The organism is Caballeronia sp. SBC1 (assembly GCF_011493005.1).
Taxonomy (GTDB): Bacteria; Pseudomonadota; Gammaproteobacteria; order Burkholderiales; family Burkholderiaceae; genus Caballeronia.
Window position 1 is genome coordinate 1,917,241 of record NZ_CP049156.1, and the last position, 24,489, is coordinate 1,941,729.

The 24,489-nt window shown below is 59.3% G+C and carries 19 protein-coding genes and 1 pseudogene; 17 read left to right on the plus strand and 3 right to left on the minus strand.

The genetic code is table 11. From position 1 onward, the window contains the following. Positions 1 to 11: 11 nt before the first annotated feature. The 10 genes from mltG (at position 12) to SBC1_RS08530 (ending at position 10,379) form a co-directional block, all read left to right on the plus strand. Positions 12 to 1,028 (plus strand): endolytic transglycosylase MltG, encoded by a 1,017-nt coding sequence (gene mltG, locus SBC1_RS08485; protein ID WP_165090661.1) that lies wholly within the window; start codon positions 12 to 14, stop codon positions 1,026 to 1,028. Then, positions 1,028 to 1,648, plus strand: a complete 621-nt coding sequence (tmk, locus tag SBC1_RS08490) for a dTMP kinase (protein ID WP_165093162.1) — start codon at positions 1,028 to 1,030, stop codon at positions 1,646 to 1,648. Before mltG ends, tmk begins: the two co-directional genes overlap by 1 nt. Positions 1,649 to 1,851: 203 nt before the next feature. Further along, the gene (locus SBC1_RS08495; RefSeq protein ID WP_165090664.1) at positions 1,852 to 2,874 is read left to right on the plus strand and encodes a DNA polymerase III subunit delta'; all 1,023 of its coding nucleotides are present in this window, start codon (positions 1,852 to 1,854) and stop codon (positions 2,872 to 2,874) included. A gap of 33 nt (positions 2,875 to 2,907) precedes the next feature. Beyond that, a complete protein-coding gene (locus SBC1_RS08500) occupies positions 2,908 to 3,405 on the plus strand; it encodes a GNAT family N-acetyltransferase (RefSeq protein WP_165090666.1) in 498 nt (165 codons plus the stop codon). Positions 3,406 to 3,463: 58 nt separating this feature from the next. Beyond that, a complete protein-coding gene (locus SBC1_RS08505) occupies positions 3,464 to 4,261 on the plus strand; it encodes a TatD family hydrolase (RefSeq protein WP_165090668.1) in 798 nt (265 codons plus the stop codon). 96 nt (positions 4,262 to 4,357) lie between these two features. Then, positions 4,358 to 5,134, plus strand: coding sequence for an ankyrin repeat domain-containing protein (locus tag SBC1_RS08510; RefSeq protein ID WP_165090671.1), 777 nt, complete (start codon positions 4,358 to 4,360; stop codon positions 5,132 to 5,134). Between the two features lie 243 nt (positions 5,135 to 5,377). Beyond that, positions 5,378 to 5,734 carry a Rap1a/Tai family immunity protein gene (locus SBC1_RS08515; RefSeq protein WP_165090673.1) on the plus strand — a complete coding sequence of 119 codons (357 nt, stop codon included), beginning with the start codon at positions 5,378 to 5,380 and terminating at the stop codon, positions 5,732 to 5,734. Positions 5,735 to 6,007: 273 nt separating this feature from the next. Then, the gene (locus tag SBC1_RS08520; protein WP_165090675.1) at positions 6,008 to 7,318 is read left to right on the plus strand and encodes a mechanosensitive ion channel family protein; all 1,311 of its coding nucleotides are present in this window, start codon (positions 6,008 to 6,010) and stop codon (positions 7,316 to 7,318) included. 269 nt (positions 7,319 to 7,587) lie between these two features. Continuing rightward, complete coding sequence (gene otsA, locus SBC1_RS08525; RefSeq protein WP_165090681.1) at positions 7,588 to 9,006, plus strand: alpha,alpha-trehalose-phosphate synthase (UDP-forming); 1,419 nt, start codon at positions 7,588 to 7,590, stop codon at positions 9,004 to 9,006. A 305-nt stretch (positions 9,007 to 9,311) separates the two neighbouring features. Then, positions 9,312 to 10,379 (plus strand): glycosyltransferase family 4 protein, encoded by a 1,068-nt coding sequence (locus SBC1_RS08530; RefSeq protein ID WP_165090684.1) that lies wholly within the window; start codon positions 9,312 to 9,314, stop codon positions 10,377 to 10,379. A 147-nt stretch (positions 10,380 to 10,526) separates the two neighbouring features. Here the strand turns inward: SBC1_RS08530 and SBC1_RS08535 are convergent, their stop codons facing one another. From SBC1_RS08535 to SBC1_RS08545, 3 genes are all read right to left on the minus strand, one after another. Further along, on the minus strand, positions 10,527 to 11,117 hold the full coding sequence (locus SBC1_RS08535) for a YSC84-related protein (RefSeq protein ID WP_165090688.1): 591 nt from the start codon (positions 11,115 to 11,117) through the stop codon (positions 10,527 to 10,529). A gap of 381 nt (positions 11,118 to 11,498) precedes the next feature. Further along, positions 11,499 to 11,975, minus strand: coding sequence for a hypothetical protein (locus SBC1_RS08540; RefSeq protein WP_165090691.1), 477 nt, complete (start codon positions 11,973 to 11,975; stop codon positions 11,499 to 11,501). A 288-nt stretch (positions 11,976 to 12,263) separates the two neighbouring features. Continuing rightward, positions 12,264 to 12,569 carry a PsiF family protein gene (locus SBC1_RS08545; protein ID WP_165093165.1) on the minus strand — a complete coding sequence of 102 codons (306 nt, stop codon included), beginning with the start codon at positions 12,567 to 12,569 and terminating at the stop codon, positions 12,264 to 12,266. 613 nt (positions 12,570 to 13,182) lie between these two features. Between SBC1_RS08545 and SBC1_RS08550 the strand changes: the two genes are divergently transcribed. The 7 genes and pseudogenes from SBC1_RS08550 (at position 13,183) to SBC1_RS08580 (ending at position 24,465) form a co-directional block, all read left to right on the plus strand. After that, a complete protein-coding gene (locus tag SBC1_RS08550) occupies positions 13,183 to 13,464 on the plus strand; it encodes a hypothetical protein (protein ID WP_165090696.1) in 282 nt (93 codons plus the stop codon). Positions 13,465 to 13,956: 492 nt separating this feature from the next. Then, complete coding sequence (locus tag SBC1_RS08555; protein WP_370469618.1) at positions 13,957 to 14,901, plus strand: sugar ABC transporter substrate-binding protein; 945 nt, start codon at positions 13,957 to 13,959, stop codon at positions 14,899 to 14,901. A 363-nt stretch (positions 14,902 to 15,264) separates the two neighbouring features. Continuing rightward, positions 15,265 to 16,888 (plus strand): annotated as a pseudogene (locus SBC1_RS08560) (sugar ABC transporter ATP-binding protein). Between the two features lie 327 nt (positions 16,889 to 17,215). Beyond that, complete coding sequence (locus SBC1_RS08565; protein WP_165090711.1) at positions 17,216 to 18,313, plus strand: LacI family DNA-binding transcriptional regulator; 1,098 nt, start codon at positions 17,216 to 17,218, stop codon at positions 18,311 to 18,313. A 485-nt stretch (positions 18,314 to 18,798) separates the two neighbouring features. After that, positions 18,799 to 20,520: a methyl-accepting chemotaxis protein gene (locus SBC1_RS08570; RefSeq protein ID WP_165987560.1), complete on the plus strand. Its 1,722-nt coding sequence runs from the start codon at positions 18,799 to 18,801 to the stop codon at positions 20,518 to 20,520. A gap of 462 nt (positions 20,521 to 20,982) precedes the next feature. Next, positions 20,983 to 21,744, plus strand: coding sequence for a 2-keto-4-pentenoate hydratase (locus tag SBC1_RS08575; RefSeq protein WP_165090720.1), 762 nt, complete (start codon positions 20,983 to 20,985; stop codon positions 21,742 to 21,744). Positions 21,745 to 22,542: 798 nt separating this feature from the next. After that, positions 22,543 to 24,465: a PrkA family serine protein kinase gene (locus SBC1_RS08580; protein WP_165090741.1), complete on the plus strand. Its 1,923-nt coding sequence runs from the start codon at positions 22,543 to 22,545 to the stop codon at positions 24,463 to 24,465. Positions 24,466 to 24,489: the final 24 nt, after the last annotated feature.

Genomic DNA, 24,489 nt, shown 5'->3' on the forward strand with positions numbered 1-24,489 from the left:
GCGTGTTTCGCATGTCCCTTTTGAAGAAATGTTTGATCGCGGCTGTCGTCGCGGTCGTGGTTGCCGGTGCGCTCGTCGGGGGCATGTTCAAATGGGCGAATAGCCCGGTCGAGCTGGCCTCACCCGAACTCGACATCACCATCAAATCCCACAGCACGTTACGCAGCGTGGCCCTCCAGCTGGACCGCGGCGGCGCGCACGTCCAACAGCAGTTGTTCGTGCTGATGACGCGCGTGCTCGGTCTTTCCGCACAGCTCAAGTCCGGTAACTACGCGTTCAAGGAGGGAATTACGCCCTACGAGATGCTGCAGAAAATCGCCCGCGGCGACGTCAACGAATACGTGGCGACCGTGATCGAAGGGTGGACGTTCCAGAAAATGCGCAACGAACTGGACGGCAATCCGGCCCTGCAGCACGACACGGCCGGCATGACCGACACCGACTTGCTGAAGGCCATTGGTGCGCCGGACGACGTGATTGCGCGGGCGAGCGCGGAAGGCCTGTTTTTCCCCGACACCTATCTCTTCGATAAAGGCACGAGCGACATCGCCGTCTACAAACGGGCGTACAAGCTGATGCAGCAGCGCCTCGACGAAGCCTGGGCTACACGCGCGCAGAATTTGCCGTACAAGACGCCTTACGAGGCGCTGATCATGGCGTCGATTGTCGAAAAGGAAACTGGGCGCGCTGCCGACCGGCCGCTGGTCGCGGCCGTGTTCGCGAACCGGCTGCGCATCGGCATGCCGCTGCAAACGGACCCCTCGGTGATCTACGGCCTGGGTTCGGGCTACGGCGGCCGGCTGCGTAAAAAAGACCTGCAAACCGACACTCCGTACAATACCTACACGCGCATGGGCCTTCCGCCCGGTCCGATCTCGCTGCCGGGCGTCGCGGCGCTTGCGGCAACGGTCAATCCTGCATCAAGCTCGGCACTGTATTTCGTGTCGCGCGGCGACGGCAGCAGCTTCTTTTCAGACAATCTCGGCGACCACAATCGGGCCGTCGACAAGTACATCCGGGGACAATGATGGTGCGCGGCAGATTCATCACGTTTGAAGGCATCGACGGAGCGGGTAAGACGACGCACCTCGCGTGGTTTCGTGAGCGCCTGGAAGACAAAATCGCAGCCACGGGCCGTTCGGTCGTGATCACGCGCGAACCCGGCGGCACGGCGCTGGGAGAAAGCCTGCGAGACTTGCTGCTCAACCAGCCGATGGACCTCGAAACCGAAGCGTTGCTGATGTTCGCGGCACGCAGGGAACATCTGGCCCAGATCATTGAGCCGGCGCTGGCGCGAGGCGATTGGGTGCTGTCGGATCGTTTCTCCGACGCCACCTTCGCATATCAAGGCGGCGGCCGCGGTTTGCCGCGCGACAAGCTGGAAGCGCTTGAGCGCTGGGTGCAGGGCGGTTTCCAGCCGGATCTGACCGTGCTCTTTGACGTACCGACAAACGTGGCCAGCGAACGGCGCGGCGCGGTGCGCTCGCCGGACAAGTTCGAGAGCGAATCCGATTCGTTTTTTGGCCGTACGCGGGCCGAGTATTTGCGCCGGGCGGCGGAATCGCCGGAGCGGTTTGTGATAGTCGACGCTACCCAGTCAATTATCGATATCCAGAAACAACTGGAAGCAGTGGTTGCAAGCATTTGATTTTAAATAGGTTCAGCGCTATAGAAATCACTTTAAGTTCCGCTTTTCAAAATGTTCTCACTGCGGACTTGGCTTCGGTCAAACATCGAAAAAACTTCAATTGCTATCGATAAATTATTGAATCAATTGAGTTTTTATAGCAAGTTGAAGTGAATTTAAACCCGCAAGATTGCACCGCAAACACCTGATCCAAAAGACTTTTCATGATCTATCCGTGGCAAACCGAAGACTGGGCCCATCTTGAGCAACTGCGTGCAAGCTGGCCGCACGCGTTGCTCCTGCACGGTCGCGCGGGTATCGGTAAATTGCAGTTCGCGCAGCATCTTGCTCAAAGCCTGCTCTGCGAAACCCCGACCGCAACCCGCGAACCGTGTGGAAAGTGCGTTGCCTGCCTGTGGTTCAGCCAAGGCAACCATCCCGACTATCGCGCCGTGTTGCCGGAAGCGCTCGCAGGGGAATTGGTCAGCGACGACAAGCCTGAAAAGACCGACGAGGACGGCAAGAAAACGAAGGTGCTGAGCAAGGAGATCAAGATCGATCAGGTACTCGGGCTGATGAATTTTTTCAGCCTCGGTTCGCACCGGGGCGGTTTGCGGGTCGTGCTGCTGTATCCGGCTGAATCGATCAACGTGTTCGCCGCAAACGCCTTGCTCAAGACGCTGGAAGAGCCGCCTGCGGGCGTGGTGTTCATTCTGGTGACGGCACGTATAGACCGCTTGCTGCCAACAATCATTAGCCGCTGCCGACAATGGCCGATGACCCTCCCGCCCACCGAGCCCGCCGTTGCATGGCTGACGCAGCAGGGCGTGGAGCGTCCCGCAGCCGTGCTGGCGGAAGCCGGCGGCGCGCCGCTGACGGCGCTGGCGCTCGCCTCCGATGAAAACCGCGCACTGCGCGATTTCGCGCTGGCGCAACTGGCCGCTGGCCCCGGCTGTGACGCTTTCGCGTGCGGAGAAAGCCTGCAGAAGCTGCCGGTACCCATGGTGCTCGGCTGGCTGCAACGCTGGCTTTACGACCTGCTCGCGCAGAAAACGGCGGGGCGTCCGCGCTACTTCCCGGGGGCATCGAAGGCGCTCGAACGCTGCGCCGCGCAGATCGATACCGAGCGTTTCGCCCGCTTTCAGAAGACGGTGACACGGCAGCGCGCGGTGGAAAATCACCCGCTGAACGCGCGGCTGGTGTTCGAAGAACTGTTCCTCGGCTATCGCGACGTGTTTGCGCCCTGACTATCGACTCACTTTTTTGCATACGAACGCACTATGAACCCCAATTTCCGCGACGCCACGCTTGACGATCTTCCCGGCATCGTGGCCATCTACAATTCCACCGTGCCCTCGCGCCTCGTAACCGCGGACCTGGAACCGGTCACGGTCGAAAGTCGGCTCGCGTGGTTTCATGCGCATGGTCCGAAGGCACGCCCGCTATGGGTGGTCGAAGAAAATGGCGCGGTCATCGCGTGGCTGAGTTTCTCCGACTTTTACGGCCGCCCGGCCTATCTGCGCACGGCGGAAGTCAGTATTTATCTCGCCGAAAGCGCGCGCGGCAAAGGGCTCGGGAAGCAATTGCTGCAAGTGGCGCTGGAACGCGCACCCGCGTTGGGTATAGACACGCTGCTGGGTTTCATCTTCGGTCACAACGAAGCGAGCCTGCGCCTGTTCCAGCGCTTCGAATTCCAGACGTGGGGCGCGCTGCCGCGCGTCGCAGTGCTGGACGGCGTTGAGCGCGACCTCCTGATTCTCGGCCGGCGGCTCGGCTGACCGGTCAGGTCGAGCGATCATCTAAAAGCCAACCCAATCCCGCTTTAACGGAATTCCCATGTTCGTCGATTCGCATTGCCACATCAATTTCGAGGGTCTGGCCGACCGCCTGCCTGAAGTGCTCGACAAAATGCGCGAGCTGAAGGTGACGCATGCGCTGTGCGTCTCGGTTGATCTGGAAACGCTGCCTTCGGTGTTGAAGATCGCCGAAGAAAACGAGCATATTTACGCGTCGGTCGGCGTGCATCCGGATCATGAGGACGCGCGTGAGCCAAGCGTGGCGGACCTCGTGGAACTGGCGCGGCATCCGAAAGTAGTGGCTATCGGCGAGACGGGGCTGGATTATTACCGCCTGGAAGGCCGCAGCATCGCCGATATGGAATGGCAGCGCGAACGCTTTCGCACGCATATCCGGGCGGCGCACGCGAGCGCGAAACCGCTGATTATTCACACGCGTTCGTCGTGGGAAGACACGCTGCGGATCATGGCCGAGGAGCGCGCCAGCGTGCCGGGCGGCGTGATGCATTGCTTCACGGAACCGTGGCACGTTGCCGAGGCGGCGCTCGCCCAGGATTTTTACATTTCGCTGTCAGGCATTGTCACGTTCAAGAGCGCGAAAGACGTACAGGACGTCGCGGGGCGTGTGCCGCTCGAGCGTTTGCTGATTGAAACCGACTCGCCGTATCTGGCGCCGGTGCCGTATCGCGGGAAATCGAATGAACCTGCGTACGTAAGTTATGTCGGACGCTTCATCGCGCAATTGCGCGCGATGCCGGATGAAGCGCTGGCGGCAGCCACCACGCGTAATTTTTTCACGCTGTTCAAGATCCCGCAGCCGCAGCCAGTTGCGCACTGAAGCTCTCCATGGTCTTTTCAGCGCGGCGCGTCCGATCGCTTGCCTGACAGATCCGGTATTTCGTTATTAGAACGTTAAGTAATCCCCAAGGAACACATGCTTACATTTTCGACAGTTTCCTCTTCGCCGCTTTCGACGTCGTCGGCTCGTCAATCCGCCTTGGTGCGTAGAACGTGGCGATCCCTCGTGACGGGCCTGGTGTTGACGGCCGCCGCCATCGCACAACCCGCCTTTGCAACGCCTGCCGACTCCATGATCAAGGCAGTAAAGTTCGACGACGTATCTGCCGTTAAAAAGCTGTTGTCACAGGGCGTGGATCCGAATCTCGTCGATGACACCGGCACGCCGCTACTTGTGATCGCGGCGCGGGAAAAGTCGGACAAGGTAGGCAAGCTGCTCGCCGATAACCCGAATATCGACCTCGAAAAGCTCGATCCCGCCGGTGAAAACGCGATGATGCTGGCCGCGCTCAACGACGACCTCAACTTCGTGAACATGCTGATCGCGAAAGACGCGGAAGTGAACAAGAAGGGCTGGACGCCGCTGCATTACGCCGCAACCAACGGTCACGACGACGTAGTGAAAGTGCTGCTCGATCATTCGGCCTACATCGACTCGGGTTCGCCCAACGGCACGACCCCGCTGATGATGGCGGCGCGCGGCGGCCATCTGTCGACGGTCAAGCTGTTGCTCGATGAAGGCGCCGATTTGCGGGTGAAGAACCAGATTGGCCTGACGGCGGTGGACTTCGCGAAGCAGTATCACGAGAAAGACGTGGCGGAAGGTCTGGCGGCGCGGCTGGCATCGATGCAAAACCAGGGCGCAGCGGGCGCGTCCGGAGCACCGCAAAGCGGCGCAAACAGTGCAAAATGACGCTCGCACGGCGAGGGATCTGATTCGGGTTTGATTCTGGTCTGACTCGGGTCTGGCTGACCACAGGTCCCGACCGCGCAGTGCGAAGAACATACGAGAAACAGCGGGCACGATCCGGGAAGGGCGAGCCGAGATGGCGCGTCTGGGATCGTCCGCTGAAAAGACGGGTTTGGGCCTTCAAGACAGGATGTTTTCACCTGTGCGCAGGCCGGCCCGCAACCGACAACATAAGAAAGGACCATCATGCAGCGGGTTTTTGTCATGGCCAGTGTGCTCGCGTTTCCGCTAAGCGCGGCCGCGTTCACAGGCAACGATCTGAACATGCTTTGTACCAAGACGGACACGGCCTCACGCAGCGCATGCGCGGCTTATATAGAAGGTGCCGCTGACGGCATCTACAACACCATTGAAGCCATTGGCGGCACATCGGGACCGCAGGTGGGCCAGTATTTTTGCCTGCCAGTCGATGTCAAACCACAGGAACTGACGGACGCGGTACGCAAGTTCATCGCCGACAATCCCACGCGTGGCAACTTCAACGCCACGACCATGGTGTCATTAGGGCTCGGCAAGGCTTTTCCCTGCAAAGCTGAACAGTAAGCCGCCATTCGGCGTAACGCGGTTCATCCAGGCCGCCGCCCAAGTCATCGGCCGACCGGTCGACGCGGCGTATGCTGCAATGCAATAGTCATCTCATCACGTGGCTGGTGGGCAAAATAGACCCAGCCCAGCCCAAACCGGTCCAAACCGGCCGGTCGCTGATGCCACTGCGCTCCATGCGCACACAGAAGCAATCGGGTTTCGCACAATCCCGTCGTACTCCCGTCGTATCCCTCCGATATCACCTCACAAAAGGCTGATCCCACGACGACGATGATCTCTTTCGCCTCTTTCGATTTCGACTCCTTCGAGCGAATCGCCTCCGCTCCGCTCAACACCTGGCCCGGCACGCTCGTCGTGGCGGCGCTCGCCGTGCTGTTCGCGATCGGCGTGCACCGCGTGGGCGCCCGCATCCTGAAGCGTATCGCGCGGCCGTATCCATTGATGAGCGTGGTATTGCGGTTTATCGACAAACCCGCGCTCGCGCTGCTGATCATTCTCGGATTGGGTTTCGTGCTGGTTGAAACCCCCGACGCACTGCCGTTCGCCGCCGCGCTGCGCGACCTGCTCACGGTAATGCTGATTGTCGCGCTGACGTGGCTTGCCGTGCGCTCGGTGGGCGCGGTGGCTGAGGCACTGGTGCAGGCCCATCCGCTCGACAGCCAGGACAACCTGCAAGCGCGCCGGATTCACACGCAGGCTCGCGTGCTGGCGCGTTCGGTGATGGTGGTGATCGTGATCATCGGATTCGGCGGCGCGTTGATGACGTTTCCCGCCGTCCGTCAGGTCGGCGCGAGTTTGCTGGCGTCGGCGGGCGTGGCCGGGCTGGTGGCGGGGATTGCCGCGCGGCCGGTGCTGGGCAACCTGATCGCCGGATTGCAGATCGCGTTGTCACAACCTATCCGGCTAGACGACGTAGTGGTGATCCAGGGTGAATGGGGACGGGTAGAGGAGATCACCGGCACCTATGTGTCTGTCCGAATCTGGGACCAGCGGCGCCTGATTGTGCCGCTGCAATGGTTTATTGAGAATCCGTTCGCCAACTGGACCCGCAACAGTTCGCAGATCATTGGCACGGTGTTTTTCTACGTCGATTACCGCATGCCGCTCGCGCCGCTGCGCGAGGAGCTTGAGCGGATTCTGCAGCGCGCGCCGGAGTGGGATAAGCGTGTGCAGGTGTTGCAGGTCACCGATGCCACCGAAAAGTCGATGCAGCTTCGCGTGCTCGTCAGTTCCTTCGATTCCGGCTTGAACTGGGATCTTCGATGCCGGGTGCGCGAAGGCCTGCTGAACTTCATGCAGTCGTCGTATCCGCAGTTCCTGCCGCGCACGCGTGCGGATATATCGCCGGAGGGGGAACATGTCGATTTTGTTCCGCCGCTCGAGCGCAGCATGGTGGACGGCAACGACAGCGCGGCCAGAACGATCAGGCCGCCGGCATCCAGCCGGACAGCCAACACGGAAGCCGATCCGGTCGCGAGCCGGGGAGAGCGACACGGACCGGACGCATCGGCGAATTCGGCGGCGAGCACGGCGCCGAATTCGCCCGGCGGGGGCGCGGCCAATCCCGCTGAACGGCGCTGAGCCGGGTCGCTGGCACTGAGATTGCGCACAAGCTCAGCATGAATTCACCCTAAGCGAGAGGGTGAGACCTTGCAGTGGGACCACAAACCACGCCCGGGCATGGGAGAACGCGACAACAGAATTGAACTGTGGCTGTTGTCCAGAGCCGAACGAAGATCATCGACAGAAACTGAACGGCCACGATCCGCGCACATGATGTGGCCATGAAAAGTACAGCCATGAAAAAAATACACACACCCTGAACAGAATCGCAAAAAAGGAAGCCTGTAATGACCCGCCTAGTCGTTGTATCGAACCGAGTTGCCTCTCCGACAGAAACCAAAGGCTCGGCCGGCGGCCTCGCCGTGGGCGTCTTCGGCGCGCTGAAGGACAGCGGCGGTGTCTGGTTCGGCTGGAGCGGCGACGTAGTAAGCGACAGCGTGGCCAACCAGGGACCGAAACTCGAGCAGGATGGCGCGGTCACGTTCGCCACCGTGGGTTTGCCGAAGAAGGATTACGACCAGTATTACCGCGGTTTTTCGAACGCGACCTTGTGGCCTGTCTTCCATTATCGCAACGACCTGGCCGTCTACGACCGCGACGAATACGCGGGATACAGACGGGTCAATTCGTGGCTGGCGCATCGCGCGATCAAGCTGCTGCAGCCCGACGACGTCATCTGGGTTCACGACTATCATCTGATCCCGTTTGGCGAAGCACTGCGTTCGGAAGGCGTGACCAACCGGATGGGCTTTTTCCTCCACATCCCATTCCCGTCGCCGCAGATCCTCCTCAACATTCCGCCTCACGCGGAACTGGTCAAGTCGCTGTGCTGCTATGACGTCGTGGGTTTTCAGACGCCCGGCGACCAGACCGCTTTCCACGATTACATCGTGCGTCACGCGCATGGAACGGCCACCGCTGATGGCGAAGTAGAAGCGTTTGGACGCCGGCTTAAGACCGGCGTGTACCGTATCGGCATCTTCCCCGATGAAATCGCCGAACAAGCCACTCGCGGCGAAGCGCGTCAGGACGTGATGGACCTCAAGCAGAGCCTGGAAGGCCGCAAGCTCATCATGAGCGTGGACCGGCTGGATTATTCAAAAGGCCTGGTCGAGCGCTTCAAGGCGTTCGAGCAGTTCCTGGAGAAATCGCCGGAATGGCGGGGCAATGTCACGCTGGTGCAGATCGCGCCGCCCACGCGCTCGGACGTGGACACCTACCAGCAGATCCGCCATAACCTGGAATACGAAGCAGGGCGTATCAACGGCCGTTACTCTGGCCTCGACTACACGCCAATCCGCTACATGAACCAGCGCTATGACCGGTGGAAGCTGATGTCGCTGTTTCGCGAGTCGCAGATCGGGCTGGTCACACCGTTACGCGACGGCATGAACCTGGTCGCGAAGGAATATGTCGCGGCCCAAAATCCCGACGATCCCGGCGTGCTCGTGCTGTCCCAGTTCGCGGGCGCCGCCGACGAAATGAAGGGTGCGTTGATGGTGAACCCGCACGACATAGTCGGCATGAGTGAAGCAATTGGACGGGCGCTCTCCATGCCGCTCGCCGAACGCCGCGAGCGCTACGAAACCAACATGGTGATGCTCCGCAAATACGACCTGGGCGTCTGGCGCGACTCGTTTCTCGCCGACCTGCGAGGCGTGAAATTGAATAAACAACCAGACAAAAACCCGGCAAGCAACAAATAACAACACATTCAGCGTCGACGTAAAACACGCTGCGCCAGCTCGATATCGGACTGAAATTGCAGAAATTCAACGATATTCGAGTGTTTCGCGACTGTAACAGCGTCGTGAAAGTGAAAGTTTTGCCAACATTTCGGCTTCCACGGCCAATAATACGGTGTCGTGCTCGCGCGCGCGTTGTCTCTGAACTTTTCTCTGAACGTCTGAACTTGGTTTAAACGTCGCGCGCGAGGGCGATCGGCGCCCGTGCCGATCCATATCACCGACTAGACATCACGGCGAAGTAAGACCGAGTGGAGACGCAAACAATGAGAATTGCACAAATAGCCCCGTTGACCGAATCAGTGCCGCCCAAGCTGTATGGCGGCACTGAGCGGGTGGTTTCGTATATTACCGAGGCGCTGGTTGAACTCGGCCACGATGTGACCCTGTTCGCTTCAGGCGACTCACAGACTAAGGCGAAGCTGGAAGCCGTGTGGCCGCGCGCGTTGCGCCTGGACCCGGCTATCCGCGACCGGATCGCCCCGCATATGCTGCTGATGGAAATGGTGCGGCGCCGCGCCGACGACTTCGACGTGCTGCATTTCCACATGGATTACTACTCGTTCTCGCTGTTCAAACGCCAGGACACGCCGTTCGTCACCACGCTGCATGGCCGGCTTGATTTGCCGGAGCAACAGCCGATCTTCAGCACGTTCAATACCGCGCCGGTCATCTCCATTTCGGACGCGCAGCGTCATCCGTTGCCGCAGGCCAAATGGCTGACAACCGTGTATCACGGGTTGCCGGAAGAGCGTTACATGCCGCAGCCGGTCGAGCAGACGTACCTGGCGTTCCTTGGGCGTATATCGCCGGAAAAACGCGTCGATACCGCCATCCGGATTGCAGGTCGATGCGGCATGAAAATCAAGATCGCGGCGAAGGTGGACTCAGCGGACCGTGAGTACTTCGACCGCGAAATCGCACCGCTGATGGAGCTGCCGTACGTGGAATTCATCGGTGAAATCGCCGATGACCAGAAGGCCAGCTTCCTCTCCGGCGCCCATGCGCTGCTGTTCCCGATCGATTGGCCAGAGCCGTTCGGGCTGGTCATGATCGAGTCGATGGCGTGCGGCACGCCGGTGATCGCGTTCAATCGCGGCTCGGTACCGGAAGTGCTGGACGAGGGTGTGACGGGGTTTATCGTCGAGGACGAGATTGGCGCCGTGGCGGCCGTGAACCGGCTGCATACGGTATCGCGCGAGGGTGTGCGCAAGCGCTTCGAAGAGCGCTTCACGTCGCGTCGCATGGCGCAGCAATACGTTGATGCTTATCAGGCGGTCATGCGCGCGCAGAAACGTTCACGCTTCAAGCTGATTGACAGCGCGACCAGCTAAAAGACGCGTCTAAAAAGCGCTTCGCCAGCATCAAAGCCAGAAAGAAAACCGCCGCGCAGCACGACCAGAAGGTCGGGCTGCGCGGCGGTTTTAACTTGCGCGCTTGATTCAGGATTCAGGCCTGCTCGTGCCGGCCGGAGACCCTGATCAGATCTTCAGACGCGATACCTTCGTGCCTTCCAGCGAAAGGTTAGCCATCAGGCCAGCGTTCGTCAGCACGAACACTTCGACCGGCGCCGTTGCGGTATCCGAATCGATATTGCCGTTCGCGCCCATCTTGACCAGCGCGACCGATGCATCGCCGCCGACCGACCAGCCATCCGTATTGCGGAATTTGTCGAGCGCGTCCTGCGTCATGAACAGGAAGATGATTGCCTTCGATTGCGCGCCGGCTTGCAGGCCGATCGATGCCGACGTCGTGCTGTAGTAGCCGACCGAGCTGCCGCCAACCCGCAGCGCGCCCTTGCCGTACTGCGCCCCGACGATGAATCCCGCTGCCAGCACTTGCGGGAACACGAGCACGCCGCGCGCCTTGCCAACCAGCTCGCGCGAGCCGCGAGCGGTGACGTAGAGGCGTTGCATGGTTGCATCGACATCCGCGTCGATCGAACGGCGTGCGTCCGCGTCGCCAGCGGTCTGTTGTGCGCCCTGATTCGACGTTGTCGTGCAACCGGCCAGCGCGAGGCCACCCATTGCAAGCGCGGCGGTCGATTTGATCATGAAGTTTCGTCTTTGCATCGTTTTCTCCATCGTGGTTTTTTGGGAAACCCCATCTACGAGTGTTGCAACATGGCGTTTTATAACACAGCACGTCCGTGAGCAACATGTGCTGAAATCTCGCGGAGCCTTACCCCGCTTGGCTTGCGCCGTGTCAGGCAAATGCAATGAGGTAATTTTGACCTGCCTGACCGAGATGCCGCCCGCATGAGAAAACGCTTGTTTGTGCGAAACATTCGTCTCTCACGACAGACGAAACGAGTAGACGCAAACGGCGGGCCAGCCCGACCCGATCGCTCGGTTTTCGGTCAAAGTTACCCGCCAAAATAAAGTGAAACGATGGGTTAAATAGTGCAAAAAAGCCTGCTGATGTGTTGCCTGCTCGCTGCAACGCGATGCTTTTTACGGCTTGGCAATCCGAGCAGATTCATTGGCTTGCTTCGTTTTGTCGTTTTTTGTGGCGGGGCGGCGCAGCGAACGTCGAATTACGCCGATCACTGCGCCCAGCAGAAACAACGTGACGGCCGGCACGACCCAGTAGCCGACAAACGCGTGCCATAGATAACCGAACAGCACGCTGCGGCGAGTCGAATACTCCGCCAGGGCATCCTGGTTCTTAGCGACATTTGCAGCTATTACGTCCGCTGGACAGCCGGCTCTACGGGCTTCGTCGAGGGAACCGTAGCAGCGCGAGATGACGGGAGAGGCACGTTGCGCGTCGGTGAACGTCCAGGAGGCCAGGGAGTGAGCAAGATCCTGGGCATCGTAAGCGAGCTGCTCGCGAAGCTCGTTTGCCGCGACGATCATGACGGGAACCGCCCAGAAAATGATCACGACCAACCACCGCCTGAACCAGCGGTTTTTATATCGCCATACCATCCTCGGGCCTCCGTCCGTTGCAGTGTTGCAAGCCGGCTAGACTGTGGCGGACCGATGGCGCATTAGTTGTTCTGGTGGGCCGCCTCCGCGTTATCTTATGAGATAAACCGCGCGCCGCGTAGCACGACCGTAGCTGCACTGCAATAAGACAAGGCGGGGTTTTCCCGCGCCCGGGACTTCACCTATGCCCGATTTATGTCTGATTTGTGGCTGAAAACGCCATGAAAAAAGCCGCGTGTTCCAAGCCACGCGGCTTTAACAAACAATTGAACGTCACCTCGCTCCGGATCAGCTCTTGTTGCTGAGACAGTCCTTCATGAAGGCCTTGCGATCATCGCCTTTCTTGCCCGTCGCTGATTTGTTGCACGCCGTCATTTTCTGCTGCTGGGTCATTGGAGCCGCGGCTGCAGGTGTTGACGAGAGGCAATCTTTCATGAATGCCTTGCGGTCATCGCCTTTCTTTCCGGCAGCCTGCGCATTGCAGGTCGTCATCTTCGATTGCTGGCTGTTATCGGCAAACGCCGGTGTTACAGCAAAGCTCACGCTTAAAGCGACGCCCAGTGCGAGCGCGGCCATGGTTACCTGGATCTTCATGCGTTTTCTCCCTTTAAATGATTGTCGTGAAACGAGGTGAAGTGCTGCAAGGTCAGGCGAGTGTCCATACCGCTGCGGCGTTTGCCTTGGGTTTTGCCGCCATTGCCATCGTTTTGCCGCCATTGCCATCTTCAGGCAGCTTGATCAGGCCAAACCGGGCAAGCCATTATGGCAAAAAGCCATACAAATGCCGTACGGTTTCGAACCTACGGAAATCGAAAAGCGCATGACGTCCGCGTTATTCAAAAGACGGCCGCATTAATCGATTCAAACCGATTAAAACTAATTTTGACCTGCTCCCAGCCCATTGATGCGCACTTTGTAAGCTTTCTTTCATCAAGGGCAACGGTTCTGCTCAGAAGGCTTACAATTTTCGTTTCGCCCACGCGCTTGTACAGCCCATGACGCTCGATGCGCTCAATGATTTCGCGGCCGCTAACGAGCCGCACCCACAGGCACGCGCAGGGGAAAATCTCCGTTGTAGCGTCGCAACATTCGCGAGAACGGTGTCTGCGCGCCGACAAAACGCCTTCACAGTCGCTCGCTACACTCTTTGTGCGCAGCGTTGCAAAGCCGTGCGATCCTGTCGTTCTACCGCTCAAAGGAGTCGCGTATGTCCCGCCCCTTATCCGATCACTACAAAGGTTTTGAAATCACCGTCCAGGCGTTGCGCCGCGGCAAGGAACGCGACGAGCCGGACGACGGTCCACGTCATTTCGATATCATCGTCAACATCTCGCGCAGTGCCAGTGGCGAGGGCGGGAAATCGGAGATGTTCGGCGTGCCGGAGCAGGAGCCGTTCAACAGTCCTATTGACGCGACGCGTGCGGGTATTGAGTATGCGCGGGCGATCATCGACAAGAAGGTGGAAGGGGAGTCTGTCGACGAGCTGTGAAAGCTTGCCGGCATTGTTATACCGGGCGAAACTTAACGATACTTCGTACACAGAAGTTGATTAGCGGCCTTGCTGCGCGGTCGCACTGTGTCACGCGCTGGGTCACGCGTTGCGCGAAAATCAGGGCCGACGGCAATTGCGGCAGGCTGCGGAAACGTCCACGCTCATCGGGGCCGCACGAAGCGCGCTTGTCACTTGGACGAGAGATACGTAAGCCCGCACAGGGATCTCGCGCGATGTTGAATCCCGTCTATCCGACGGGGTCGTGTCTCGATGTCCGTCACGACTGCCGGATCGCGACCGGGGCAGCTCGAGGTACCCGATCTGCCCGGAAGCACAGCTGCCGGAACCAGCAACCTGACATTCCAACGCATCGACACCCATCCTGTTTCATCCAATAACTGAACATCCAATAACTCAAAACGAAACCGGGAGATTTGCCGCATGAACTCACATCACAAACCTGTCAAACCCGCGGTGCGCCGCCGTTTCATGTCTGTTGCGCTGTCACTGAGCGCGTGCGCCGCATTGCCGTTGTCGTTGTATTCCACGGGCGCCGCCGCGCAAACCGCGCACAAGCCGAAGGTTGCACTCGTGATGAAATCGCTGGCGAACGAGTTTTTCCTGACCATGGAAACCGGCGCCAAGGACTATCAGGCCCATAACGCGAGCCAATTTGACCTAATCACCAATGGCATCAAGGACGAAACCGATACCGCGAACCAGATTCGCATTGTCGAGCAGATGATCGTCTCGAAGGTCGATGCGCTCGTAATCGCTCCCGCCGATTCGAAAGCGCTCGTCCCGGTCATCAAGAAGGCTGTGGATGCAGGGATCATTGTGGTGAACATTGACAACCGGCTGGACCCGGACGTACTCAAGTCAAAGGACCTGAACGTGCCGTTCGTCGGCCCGGATAACGCGAAGGGCGCAAGACAGGTCGGGGACTACCTGGCCAAGCGACTCAAGGCCGGCGATGAAGTCGGCATTATCGAAGGCGTGTCGACCACGACCAACGCGCAGCAACGCACGGCCGGCTTCAAGGACGCGATGCAGGCGGGTGGCATGAAGGTTGTTGCGCTGCAATCGGGTGATTGGGAAATCGACAAGGGCAACGCGGTGGCATCGCAGATCCTGAACGCGAATCCGAACATCAAAGCGCTGCTGTGCGGCAACGACAACATGGCGCTCGGCGCGGTGGCTGCAGTGCGGGCGGCAGGCAAGGCGGGGAAGGTCTACGTCGTCGGATATGACAACATCAACGCCATCAAACCGATGCTCGCCGACGGCCGAATTCTTGCGACCGCCGATCAATACGCCGCGAAACAAGCGGTATTTGGTATCGACACGGCTTTGAAAGCGCTTTCCGAGCATAAGAAACAATCGGAATTGTCGGGCGTGGTGGAAACCCCAGTGGTCCTGGTCACGAAAAAATAGGTATTACGCGCATATGAAATTCCATTTGTCTGCTTAAAATCTTAAGAAACGGGCACCGATGCCGATAAACGAGAGAATTGGATGATTAACTCGTTTTTCGATGAATGGTCAGGCGGAGCCCGGAATGTTGTATCTGAACTTGGTGGGCTGGATAGTGGGCGGTATTGGACCTGTATTGGGCTAGTTGAGGCTTCGCGAACACGCCCGGCTGCAAACGATTGCGGTCGGGCCTGGTCAGTAATCGAAGCGTCGCCATATTGAGGTCCATAGGGTCCGAAAGGTCTGCGAAGTCCGGTTTCTGGCCGGGTGCAGCGAGAGGGGCGGGCGTTTAAACAACGCAGCGGCTTTTCGCCGGAGAAGAGGATGGACGACAGAGTGGAGACCGCGCCCGTTCTCACGGTGAGCGGGATAGGCAAGACCTACGTGGAACCGGTTTTATCCGAAGTCACGCTGGATCTGCACGCGGGCGAAGTGCTCGCGCTGACCGGGGAAAACGGCGCCGGGAAAAGCACGCTGTCCAAAATCATTGGCGGCCTGGTCGATCCAACCACCGGCACCATGACCTTGGGTGGAGCGCCTTACTCGCCAGCCAGCCAGCCGCAAGGACGCAGAAGCACTCGGCGTGCGCATGGTGATGCAGGAACTGAACCTGCTGCCTACGTTGTCGGTGGCGGAAAACTTGTTCCTGAACCGCTTGCCGCAGCGCAAGGGATTCAAGTTTGGCTGGATCGACCGGGCGGCGCTGCGCGAGGACGCCCGCCACGCGATGCAGCAGGTCGGGCTTGACGCGATCGACCCGGATACGCTCGTGGGGGAACTGGGGATCGGGCATCAGCAGATGGTTGAGATCGCGCGCAATCTGATTGGCGATTGCCGCGTGCTGATTCTCGACGAACCCACCGCCATGCTGACGGCGCGCGAAGTGGACCTGCTGTTCGAGCAGGTCGAGCGTCTGAAGGAGCGGGGCGTGGCGCTGGTGTATATCTCGCACCGGCTGGAAGAGTTAAGGCGGATCGCCGGGCGCGCAGCAGTGTTACGCGACGGCAAGCTGGTTCATATCGACGCCATGCAGAACCTGACCAGCGACCGCCTGGTTACGCTCATGGTGGGGCGTGACATAGGCGAGCGCATCGATCTGGGCGAGCGAAGGATTCGCGACGTCGCGCTGAAAGTTGCTGGCATGAGCCGCGGCCAGGTGGTCCGCGATGTGTCGTTCGAGGTGAAGGCGGGCGAGATCTTCGGCATCAGCGGGCTGATTGGCGCGGGCCGCACGGAACTGATGCGGCTGATCTACGGCGCGGATCGGGCCGATAGCGGCGTGGTCTCCGTCGCGCATGAGGGTGCTGCGCTTATGCCGGTGAAGATTACGTCGCCGGCCGACGCGGTGAAGAACGGCATTGCGCTGATCACCGAGGATCGCAAGGGCGAGGGTTTGCTGCTGCCGCAGCCCATTGCCGCGAACATTTCGCTCGGCAATATCGGCGCGGTGTCGAGCAGGGGTTTTGTCGATGGACGGCGTGAAGCGGCGTTGGCGCAAAGCCAGATTGACGCGATGCATATCCGCGCCGCCGGTCCGTTGCAACCGGTGTCGGAGTTGTCGGGCGGCAATCAGCAAAAGGTGGTGATCGGCCGCTGGCTCGCGCGCGACTCAACCGTGCTGCTTTTCGATGAACCCACGCGCGGCATCGATGTTGGCGCAAAATTTGATATTTATGCATTGATGGGTGCGCTGGCGCTAGAAGGGCGGGCGCTGGTGGTGGTATCCAGTGATCTGCGCGAACTGATGCTTATTTGTGACCGGATCGGGGTGATGTCGGCGGGACGGATGACCGGGGTCTTCGAGCGAGACACGTGGTCGCAAGATGCGCTGTTGGCGGCGGCTTTTGCCGGTTACGCGAAACGCGATGAAATCCTCCAGGAACCTATCGTTCCGGACGCCAAGGCGCCGCCTCAGCCAGGCAGCGGCGGATCGGCAGTGAAGCGCTGAACCGCTGAACCGGCACACTGAAAGTTTTTAAAGCAGCTGAGTCACGGTAGCGAAAGCAGGTTTAGTTTAGGCAGTCAAAACGCAGTCAAAGCAGGCACCAAGCAGCAAAAAGCTGCGGTGCCGCCAAGCATGAAAACCGGCGCGGGGAAAACGCCGGCGGGCAATCCTGATGGCTGCACACAGGACCGCACACAGGCAGGTGTAGTACGTTAGACCAAGCGGGCAACCGGGAACGCAAGGCTAGAGGGCAGCGCAGCAGGATGCGCGTTGCGGGGGCCAATTAAGAAGAGCAAGAAGCAACACCCAAGTCAGAGAGAAGGACCAAGTATGGCGACGATCAAAGATGTAGCAGCCATTGCGGGCGTATCGTTCACAACGGTGTCTCATGTCGTGAACAACTCGCGGCCCGTTTCGGCGGAGGTGCGGCTGAAGGTGGAGCGCGCGATCCTGGAACTTGACTACGTGCCCTCGGCGGTGGCGCGTTCTCTCAAGGCGCGCAACACGCTCACCATCGGCTTGCTGGTGCCGAACGCAACCAACCCGTACTTCGCGGAACTGGCGCGGGGGGTGGAAGACGGGTGTGCGAAGAACGGCTATTGCATGTTCTTCTGCAATTCGGACGACGATCCTGCCAAGCAGCGCAGCTACTTGCGCGTACTGCAGGAAAAACGCATCGACGGGCTGGTGATTGCGTCTGCCGGAGAAGATGCGGTGCTGGCGCAAAGCCTGGCCGGTTCGCGTGAACCGCTGGTGATCCTGGACCGGAATATTGAAGGCGTATCGGCGGATCTGGTGCAGATCGACCACGAGAAGGGCGGCTATCTGGCCACGCGCCACTTGCTGCAACTCGGCCACTCGCGGGTAGGCTGTATCACGGGCCCGATTGCCACGGCGGTCAGCGCGATGCGCGTTCACGGATTTATCCGTGCAATGGCGGAGCGTGGCATCGAGATCGAGCCGAACGCCATTCAGCAGAGCGCATTTTCGGCCACAGGCGGTTACGAGGCAGCGTCGCAACTCTTCGATACCCTCAAGCCCACCGGCATTTTTGCGTGCAACGACATGATGGGCGTCGGTGCGTTGCGGGCAGCGGCCGAGCGGGGTATCAACGTGCCGCGTGACTGTTCGATCATCGGTTTCGACGATATCGAATTAAGCCGGTACACCTATCCGGCGTTGTCGACGGTTGGGCAGTCGGTACGCGAACTCGGGGAGCTGGCGGCTCAGACGCTGATCGACCGGATCGCGGGCAAGGTGCCGGCGACCACGCGGCGGCGCGTCGTGACGCCGCGCATGATCTTGCGTGAATCGACGGCGGTCGTGCCGGAAGTGTTGCCGCTGGCTTATCGGAAAGAGGCGGCGGCCGGATCCACTGCTGCAGCGAACTCCATGGCGCTGGGCCAAGGTAACACCGAGAACGCCTGAAGCGCGCAGATGACGTTCGCATGCGGGGTTTTGCCGGCGTCGGCAAAACCCCGTTTTTCCGCGCCACGGTTTGTTAGCGCTTCGGCGCGCGCGAACCACCCGCGGCGGGAACTGGAAAAGCCAAGAAACCAGAGAGACGATTCAACCTTAGAGGGCCACCGTGCCCGGCAGTATCCTCATTTGCCCGTTCTTCCCCCTTTTCTCCCCGAATCAAGCCTCAACCGGTTCCACCGACGGTCGTAAAGCCGCTGGCATCACTCATCCTGAATCGTTTACAACAATCGCATAAATGCCTTTCTTTGTTTAATAACGCGCATCTAAAGTTCTTAGGGTAAATCATTAGACGAAATAAGATTTCATGAATTTCCTCAAGTGCGCCGTGCATACGCCGTAAAAGATGTTCAAGCAGGCGAATCTGGTCTTGACGGAATCGCGATTCCAGACCTCACCGTGCCGACATTTTATAAGCAGCCCCAAGGAAAATCATGAACATGAGTTTAACGATCAAGGCCCGTCTCGGTCTGACAATGGCATTTCTGGGGCTGCTCCTGGTAGCGATTGGCGGATTGGGGCTTTACGGAATGACGCAGTCGAATCAGGCCTATCGCGACACCTTCGAAGACCAGATGCCAAGCGCTAACGCCGTCAGCAACGCCGAGCTTTATACGGCCCGCGAACGGCTCATATTCGACCGGGCAGCGTTTCTTGCCGGTACGCCGGAAGTGGCGGCGACTATCGAGCGTGGCGGCATGATGCGCGGCCGTGCCAACGATTATTGGAAGAAATATACCGAGCTGCCGCAGGATCCCAACGAACGGCAACTCGCCGATACCTCCAACGCCAAACGCCTTGCGTTGCAAAAGGTGATCGACAGCGGATATGACGCGGTCAGGGCTAATGACCAGCCGCGCATCATAGAAACAGCCAAAGCGATGCAGGTCGCATACGGTGAGCTTTCGACGGCCAACGACGCGCTGCGCAAATTCCAGTTTGACGGCGCCAGACAGGGCTACGACGCGGCCCAATCGGCCGCATCGAGTTTTCGCATGTTGAGCCTGATCGCGATCCTCGTCGGACTGGCCGCTGCTGCGTTTTCGTGGATCGCGTTGCGCCGCGCGATCGGCCGGCCGCTGGACGCCGCGCTCAAGCACTTCGAAGCAATCGCAGCCGGTGATCTGCGCGGCAAGGTCGTTGCCACCTCACGCGACGAAATGGGCCTGCTGATGCAAGGCCTCGCCAAGATGCAGGCCAGTCTCGTCGGGACGGTTCGCAGCGTACGCTCAGGCAGCGAATCCATCGCGACGGCGACCAAGCAGATCGCGGCGGGCAATATCGACTTGTCGTCGCGTACGGAAGAACAGGCGTCGGCGCTGCAGGAAACCGCGTCGAGCATGGATGAACTGACCGGCACCGTGAAGCAGAATGCCGATAACGCCCGGCAGGCGAGTTCGCTGGCGGCCAACGCGTCGGAGATCGCGAACAAGGGCAGCCGCGTGGTGGCCCAAGTGGTCGACACCATGGGCGATATCAACCAGAGCTCGGCGAAGATCGCGGACATTATTACGATCATCGAAGGGATTGCGTTCCAGACCAATATCCTGGCACTGAACGCGGCCGTGGAAGCTGCTCGTGCAGGTGAAGAAGGGCGCGGGTTTGCGGTCGTTGCAGGTGAAGTGCGCAACCTCGCTCAACGCTCTTCGGCGGCGGCGAAGGAGATCAAGGGTCTTATCGATACCTCGGTCGAGCGCGTGCAATCGGGGACGTCGCTGGTCGACGAAGCCGGCCGCACGATGAACGAGATTATAGGCGCGGTGCAACGCGTCACCGACATCATGGGCGAGATCGCGGCAGCGTCGCAGGAGCAAAGCGGCGGCATTGAACAAGTGGCGCGCGCAGTCACGCAGATGGACGAAGTGACACAGCAGAACGCGGCGCTGGTCGAGGAAGCAGCGGCGGCTGCGCAATCGCTGGAGGATCAGGCGGCGAAGCTGCGGCAGGCCGTGGCAGTATTTCAACTCGACGACAGCGCGGTCGAAGCGGGTTTCAGCCACGCTGCGGCGCGGCCCGGATCATCCGCGGCAGCAAAGTCTCGCCTGGCCGTTCCGGCGAAGCCGCGGCGCACAGCGCCGGCCATCACACTGACCAAAGCGCCTGTCGCAGCACGGCCGGTAGCGGCTGCGCCTACCGGCGATTGGCAAACCTTCTGATCGGCTAAGTGGGCTTATTGAGTCGAACGCGCTCCGCGAACCCGGTTTGCGGGGCGCGTTTTTTCTTGATCGCGGGTGATTTGGTTTAACAAGATCAACTTGCTTAACCCGATCAACGTGAGCGTTCACTGCCGACCTGGACGCCGCTGACAATGCGTGTTTGGGTTGACGCGGCCCATAGTCCCCATACTCCCATAGGCGATCCTGGCATCCAGCGCGCGCAGGCAAGCGAGGATGCAACGAGGGTTCGATCAACACGCTGCCATCAGGTTCGGATGCAGCCCTCCATCTGCATGAGAACCCACCCGCGCGGCGGCGCACGCATCAAGCAATTGCCATCCGAGAACCCCTGCTGTCCAGATCCCAACTCGCGATCCGGGTCGACTTCCCCGTACACTGAGCGCTTCGTTCATCCTTCACGGGATTAGAACGCGTTTCGATCACCACCACAGGACGCTCGCCATGACCGGATCCACCCTTGCCGCGCAACTCGTTCAGGCTCGCCGCCAGCGCACGCTGATAGAAGACCTCGAGTCAGTCGATATCCCTGCCGACGCCGAAGCAGCTTATGCAATCCAGCAGGAAGTTCTGACCCTTTCCGGCGCACGAATTGGCGCGTGGAAAGTCGGCGCCCGTGCGCCCGGCGCGCTGGCAAACACAGCGCCGATTGACGCAGAACTCGTCCACACGTCACCGGCTCGCATTGCGCACGCCTCGTTTTTTCGCGCGCTGATCGAACTGGAGATCGCGTTTCGTTTTTCGTACGCATTGGCGCCCCGTGACGAACCTTACAGCCGCAGCGAAGTGCTCGCGGCGCTGGGTGGCATGGCCGTGGCGCTGGAGGTGGTCGACAGCCGTTTCGCGCAATGGCCGAACCTCGCGACGCTGGCACAACTTGCCGATTCGCAGAACAACGGAGCACTAGTCGTTGGCAAGATGGAGCCGTATGACGTGATTGCCCCTAACTTCGATTTCCTTTCACCGCTGCTCGAACTGTCCGTCGACGGTGTCTCGATCGTGCCGCCGAGCACCGGCAATCCGGCCGGCGACCCTCGGGAACTGCTGGTGTGGTTCGTCAATCATTGCAGCTCGCACGGACACACGGTCCAGCCGTTCTGGACCATCACCACCGGCTCCTACACGGGCGCGCGGCGAGTCGAGGGCCTGAGCGTGGTAAGCGGCCGGATAGACCGGATTGGCGAGATCGAACTGACGCTGGAATGACATTTTTGCAGCATTCCAGGACACAGTGACAGAGCGCGCAGAAAGATTCATGCGTGCGTGTTACATCAAAAAAAGCACTCATTCGAGTGCTTTTTTTGCGTCTAAATCCCTGTCTGCCGAGCGGGTATAGCTGAGGCATAGCGAGGCTATAAGCGAGCTATATCCGGGGTATAAGCGGTCAACGGATGCCGGTGCGCTTCGTTTAGTAAGAGAGAGACATGGCGTTTGAGAGTCTGCAATCGAATGACATTGGAGAGTCGATGTCAAAAAAATGCACCTGGTGTTGCATCGTTCCGGTGCTACGAAGCGTATATGGGATAACCGGTGGATAAGTTGTGGATGAGCTTGTGGATGAGCGGGGGACAACACAGGGACAACTCGACATGGGCGCAGCATGGGTACGGGAGAGAAGCAGGAGAGAAGCGCGATAGAAGCGGGATCGAAGCGGGATCGAAGCGGGAGAGACCCGGCTATGAGCGCCATAAGCGCTCAATGCATAAACGCGGGCAATGCTGCACCGCCGGCAGCAGCAGCCAAGGTGTTCGGCTGCCAGCATGTCGCATGGGTCCGGGGCTTGTACAGCAAGGCTATGCAGCCAATGCGGAAAACGTTTCGCGAGTCGGGATGATGATTGTATGTGGACGAAAATAATCCACCAAGCTAGGAATACTTCGAAGCAAATCAACAACGCATTTGCATGAAAAAAAATTCGAATAGGTTTAGGATGAACTGAAGCGATGTTGTTCTGATTAGGCGCGCCGCGCACGCATTGCTTTCTGACTTCGGCGAGGAGGTAGCATGGATATCTACAGCAGTTTCGCGACCCGCTTCGAAAAAACCCGCGAGGAGGAATTCTCGCTCGAAGAGTATCTCGCGCTCTGCAAAGACGATCCTGCAACGTATGCAACAGCGGGCGAACGGATGTTGGCGGCTATCGGGGAACCGGAGTCAGTCGACACGCGCACGGACCCGCGTTTATCGCGTGTGTTTGCAAACAAGGTGATCAAGGTGTATCCAGCATTCCGTGAGTTCTACGGAATGGAGGAAGTGATCGAGCAGGTGGTGTCGTACTTCCGGCATGCAGCTCAGGGCCTGGAAGAGAAGAAGCAGATCCTGTATCTGCTCGGACCTGTGGGCGGTGGCAAGTCATCCATTGCTGAACGTCTGAAGCAACTGGCCGAGCGTGTTCCTTTCTATGCAATCAAGGGTTCGCCCGTCAACGAGTCTCCTTTAGGCTTGTTCGACTATGACGAAGACGGTCCTATCCTTGAAGAGCAATACGGCATTCCACGCCGCTATCTCAAGAACATCCTGAGTCCGTGGGCAGTGAAGCGCCTTCACGAATTCAATGGCGACATCCGCAAGTTCCGCATCGTTCGCCGTTACCCCTCCATCCTTCGCCAGATCGGTATAGCCAAGACCGAACCGGGCGATGAAAACAATCAGGACATCTCGTCACTCGTCGGCAAGGTCGACATCCGCAAGCTCGAAACCTATTCGCAGGACGACGCTGATGCCTACAGCTACTCAGGTGGACTGTGTCTTGCGAACCAGGGTTTGCTTGAGTTCGTTGAAATGTTCAAGGCCCCGATCAAGGTGCTGCACCCGCTGCTGACTGCTACCCAGGAAGGCAACTTCAAGGGCACGGAAGGTTTCGGTGCGATCCCGTTCGACGGCGTGATCCTCGCTCACTCGAACGAGTCGGAATGGAAGACGTTCCGCAATAACAAGAACAACGAAGCACTGCTCGATCGTATCTTCGTCGTAAAGGTTCCGTACTGCCTGCGCTATAGCGAAGAGATGAAGATCTACGAGAAGCTGCTGCGTAATTCTTCGTTGGCGGAAGCGGTATGCGCGCCCGGCACGCTCAAGATGATGGCGCAGATGGCGGTACTCACACGCCTTCATGAGCCGGAGAATTCCAGCCTCTTTTCGAAGATGCAGGTCTATGACGGCGACAACCTGAAGGACACGGATCCGAAGGCCAAGTCGTTCCAGGAGTATCGTGATTTCGCTGGTGTCGACGAAGGCATGACCGGGGTCTCAACGCGGTTCGCGTTCAAGATCCTGTCGCGCGTATTCAACTTCGACTCCACTGAAATTGCGGCCAATCCGGTACACCTGATGTACGTGCTGGAACAGCAGATCGAACGCGAGCAGTTCCCACCGGAAACGGAACAGAAGTACCTGTCCTTCATCAAGGACGTGCTGGCGTCGCGGTACGCTGAATTCATCGGCAAGGAGATCCAGACCGCGTATCTGGAATCGTATTCGGAGTACGGGCAAAACATCTTCGACCGCTATGTGACTTATGCCGACTTCTGGATTCAGGACCAGGAATTCCGCGATCACGATACCGGCGAGAGCTTTGATCGCGCCTCGTTGAACGCAGAACTGGAGAAGATCGAAAAGCCGGCGGGCATCAGCAACCCGAAGGACTTCCGCAACGAGATCGTGAATTTCGTGCTGCGGGCGCGGGCGGCGAACGGCGGTAAGAATCCGGCGTGGATCAGCTACGAGAAACTGCGGGTGGTGATCGAGAAGAAGATGTTCTCGAATACCGAAGAACTTCTGCCGGTGATCTCGTTCAATGCCAAAGGATCGGCGGAAGAACAGCGCAAGCACGAGGACTTCGTCAACCGGATGGTCGCGAAGGGCTACACGCCGAAACAAGTGCGCCTGCTCTGCGACTGGTATCTCCGGGTGCGTAAATCGTCGTAAGTAAGTGGTCGGTAAGTGGTCGTA

Coding starts and splice junctions, on each gene's coding strand:
- mltG (WP_165090661.1), top strand. CDS start 12: ATGTCCCTTTTGAAGAAATGTTTGATCGCGGCTGTCGTCGCGGTCGTG.
- tmk (WP_165093162.1), top strand. CDS start 1,028: ATGGTGCGCGGCAGATTCATCACGTTTGAAGGCATCGACGGAGCGGGT.
- SBC1_RS08495 (WP_165090664.1), top strand. CDS start 1,852: ATGATCTATCCGTGGCAAACCGAAGACTGGGCCCATCTTGAGCAACTG.
- SBC1_RS08500 (WP_165090666.1), top strand. CDS start 2,908: ATGAACCCCAATTTCCGCGACGCCACGCTTGACGATCTTCCCGGCATC.
- SBC1_RS08505 (WP_165090668.1), top strand. CDS start 3,464: ATGTTCGTCGATTCGCATTGCCACATCAATTTCGAGGGTCTGGCCGAC.
- SBC1_RS08510 (WP_165090671.1), top strand. CDS start 4,358: ATGCTTACATTTTCGACAGTTTCCTCTTCGCCGCTTTCGACGTCGTCG.
- SBC1_RS08515 (WP_165090673.1), top strand. CDS start 5,378: ATGCAGCGGGTTTTTGTCATGGCCAGTGTGCTCGCGTTTCCGCTAAGC.
- SBC1_RS08520 (WP_165090675.1), top strand. CDS start 6,008: ATGATCTCTTTCGCCTCTTTCGATTTCGACTCCTTCGAGCGAATCGCC.
- otsA (WP_165090681.1), top strand. CDS start 7,588: ATGACCCGCCTAGTCGTTGTATCGAACCGAGTTGCCTCTCCGACAGAA.
- SBC1_RS08530 (WP_165090684.1), top strand. CDS start 9,312: ATGAGAATTGCACAAATAGCCCCGTTGACCGAATCAGTGCCGCCCAAG.
- SBC1_RS08535 (WP_165090688.1), bottom strand. CDS start 11,117: ATGCAAAGACGAAACTTCATGATCAAATCGACCGCCGCGCTTGCAATG.
- SBC1_RS08540 (WP_165090691.1), bottom strand. CDS start 11,975: ATGGTATGGCGATATAAAAACCGCTGGTTCAGGCGGTGGTTGGTCGTG.
- SBC1_RS08545 (WP_165093165.1), bottom strand. CDS start 12,569: ATGAAGATCCAGGTAACCATGGCCGCGCTCGCACTGGGCGTCGCTTTA.
- SBC1_RS08550 (WP_165090696.1), top strand. CDS start 13,183: ATGTCCCGCCCCTTATCCGATCACTACAAAGGTTTTGAAATCACCGTC.
- SBC1_RS08555 (WP_370469618.1), top strand. CDS start 13,957: ATGTCTGTTGCGCTGTCACTGAGCGCGTGCGCCGCATTGCCGTTGTCG.
- SBC1_RS08565 (WP_165090711.1), top strand. CDS start 17,216: ATGGCGACGATCAAAGATGTAGCAGCCATTGCGGGCGTATCGTTCACA.
- SBC1_RS08570 (WP_165987560.1), top strand. CDS start 18,799: ATGAACATGAGTTTAACGATCAAGGCCCGTCTCGGTCTGACAATGGCA.
- SBC1_RS08575 (WP_165090720.1), top strand. CDS start 20,983: ATGACCGGATCCACCCTTGCCGCGCAACTCGTTCAGGCTCGCCGCCAG.
- SBC1_RS08580 (WP_165090741.1), top strand. CDS start 22,543: ATGGATATCTACAGCAGTTTCGCGACCCGCTTCGAAAAAACCCGCGAG.